A 2469-nucleotide genomic window follows, 5' to 3' on the forward strand; every position below is an offset into this window, starting at 1 on the left:
CTCCATGCCGGCGGCTTTACGCCTAGGCGATTGGTTCCGCTTGCGGGACCAATCGCCTAGGCGTAAAGCCGCCGGCATGGAGCGTTCCGAAAACCTCGTCCCGAAAGACCCCGAGCCGCGTATCCATCCGACCGCGGAGCTGAAGACGTGCAAGCTCGGCCGCTATGCCTCGATCGGCGAGCGGGTGGTGCTGCGCGAGGTGAATGTCGGCGACTTCTCTTATTTTGAACGCCACTGTGAAGCGATCTACACGACGATCGGGAAATTCTGCTCGATCGCCGCCAACAGCCGTATCAATGCGCTGGAGCATCCCATAGAGCGGCTGACCCAGCATAAGCTCAGCTACCGGCCGAACGAGTATTTTCGCTGGCTGGGCGTCGATGCCGCCTTCCGCGAGCGGCGGCAGGCGAAAGCCGTGACCATCGGCCATGATGTCTGGATCGGCCACGGCGCGGTGATCATGCCTGGGATCGCCATCGGCAACGGTGCCGTCATCGGCGCCAACGCCGTGGTGACGCGTGACGTGCCGTCCTATGCGATCGTCGCCGGCGTGCCGGCGAAGGCTCTCCGGCCACGCTTCACTCCGGATATCGCGGCGCGGATCGAAGCTCTCGCCTGGTGGGACTGGCCGGTCGAAAAGCTGGCCAGAGCGGTTCCCGACATGCAGGCCATGCCGATCGAAACGTTCCTCGATCGCTGGGAAAACGACGCCGTCTGACCAGTTCAAGTGCGTAGCGTTGAGACGGAGTCGGGCGACGCGCTTCAAGGCCCGCCGGACTGAAACCCCTTCCGCCATGCGGGGGTGGCGCAGCGGAAGGGGCTGGAGGTAAACCGCTGTGAAGCGGAAGGAACAGGCACTCTTGCCTGCAGGATCACTGTGGCATTGAACCCATAAGGTGTGTTTTCCTGACTATTCTCCCTACGCGTGTATTCAATTGCAGCTGGGTATTTGTCTGCCTCGGGAACCTGAAACGGTCGCTGGTTGTTTCTCATCGCGCCGCAGCGTCGAGGATTTCGATAGATGGAAAAACATTTCACAAAGGTCGCCAACTGGGTCGCCCGCATAGCCGGCCTGCCGCCGACATTCGCCGTCTGTTGCCTGATCGTCATCGTATGGGGGGTGAGCGGCCCGTTCTTCGGCTTTTCGGACACCTGGCAGCTCGTCATCAACACGGGCACGACCATCATCACTTTCCTGATGGTCTTCCTGATCCAGAACACTCAGAACCGCGATGGCGCGGCAATCCAGGCCAAGCTCGACGAACTGATCCGGGTCGGCAAGGGCCACAACCACTTCATCGGCATCGAACATCTGACCGAATCCGAAGTCGAGGAAATCCGCGCCAAATGCGAGCGTGCGGCAAAGCGGCATGACGAACAGATCGCCGACACGGCGGCGAAGAAGGCTGTGGCGAGGAAGCGCGGGTCGAAAAAGCAGGCGGCCTGAAAATCAGCCTTTCATGAACGCCGCGAAACTGTCCTTGTGGTCCGGGTGCCAGCGCGACAGGGCTGGGCGGTTCTCGATGATATCGCCGATCGCCCAGGCCATGCGCTTTTCATCCAGCGGGCGGGCCGCCTCATTGTCCGGGCACAGGATGTAGAAATCGCCTCTGGTCAGGGATTCCAGCATGAAATCCACAACCTGTTCGCCGGTCCAGGCGGCGGCCGGTTTTTCCGTCGCGCCCTCGGTCAGGCCGGTAAAGGTGAAGCCGGGGATCAGAAGATGGGCAGCGACATGGGCGCCGGGTTCGTTGCGCAACGCATGCGACAGGCCCTCGGTGAAGGTTTTCACCCCAGCCTTGGAGACATTGTAGGCAAGATTGGCGGGCGGCGTGGTGATGCCTTGCTTGGAGCCGGTGTTGACGATCAAACCCGGGCTGGCCGAGGCCAGCATGCGCGGCGCGAAGGCCTCGACGCCATGCACGACGCCCCAGAAATTGATGTCCAGCAGCCGCTTCCAGGCATCGCCGTTTTCCCATGGCTTTCCGGGATTGTCGCCGATACCGGCATTGTTCATCAGCAGCGACACGCCGCCGAAGGCGCCGAACGCCCTTTCGGCGAGGCGGTGTACCTCATCCGCCTTCGAAACGTCGGCGGCGACGGCAAGCACGGCATCGTCGCCGGCAATCGCGGAAACGGCGCGCGAGGCGTCGTCCAGCCGCGCGCCGCCAATATCGGCCAGCACGATCTTCATGCCCATCAGTGCAAGCCGCTTGGCGGCCGCCAGACCGATGCCGCTGGCGGCGCCGGTGATAACGGCGGCATTGCCTGGGGCAAGCGCGGGCAGGGCGGTCTGGATCTCGGCGTCGGTGATCATGGGCGATGGGTTCCTTGTTCGATGGCGCCGAACTTAGCGCCGGAACCGGCCGGCGCAAGCCTCTGCCCGCCTTGTCGGGTTGACCAGTTCGGTCGAGGCTGCGCATGTTGCCCTTTGCCTCCGCAAAAGAGATTTTGCCTTGGGGACAAAAC

Annotated in this window: 3 protein-coding genes; 2 read left to right on the top strand and 1 reads right to left on the bottom strand. The window is 62.7% G+C overall.

The annotated features are described in order from the left end of the window. Nucleotides 1-76: 76 nt before the first annotated feature. Both EN906_RS30820 and EN906_RS30825 read left to right on the top strand, forming a co-directional pair. Complete coding sequence (locus EN906_RS30820; RefSeq protein WP_127269255.1) at nt 77-718, top strand: DapH/DapD/GlmU-related protein; 642 nt, start codon at nt 77-79, stop codon at nt 716-718. A gap of 303 nt (nt 719-1021) precedes the next feature. Further along, nucleotides 1022-1447 (top strand): low affinity iron permease family protein, encoded by a 426-nt coding sequence (locus EN906_RS30825; protein ID WP_127269256.1) that lies wholly within the window; start codon nt 1022-1024, stop codon nt 1445-1447. Nucleotides 1448-1450: 3 nt separating this feature from the next. Here the strand turns inward: EN906_RS30825 and EN906_RS30830 are convergent, their stop codons facing one another. Further along, nucleotides 1451-2317: an SDR family NAD(P)-dependent oxidoreductase gene (locus EN906_RS30830; RefSeq protein WP_127375635.1), complete on the bottom strand. Its 867-nt coding sequence runs from the start codon at nt 2315-2317 to the stop codon at nt 1451-1453. Nucleotides 2318-2469: the final 152 nt, after the last annotated feature.

This window comes from Mesorhizobium sp. M7A.F.Ca.CA.004.06.1.1 (assembly GCF_003999135.1).
Classification (GTDB): domain Bacteria; phylum Pseudomonadota; class Alphaproteobacteria; order Rhizobiales; family Rhizobiaceae; genus Mesorhizobium.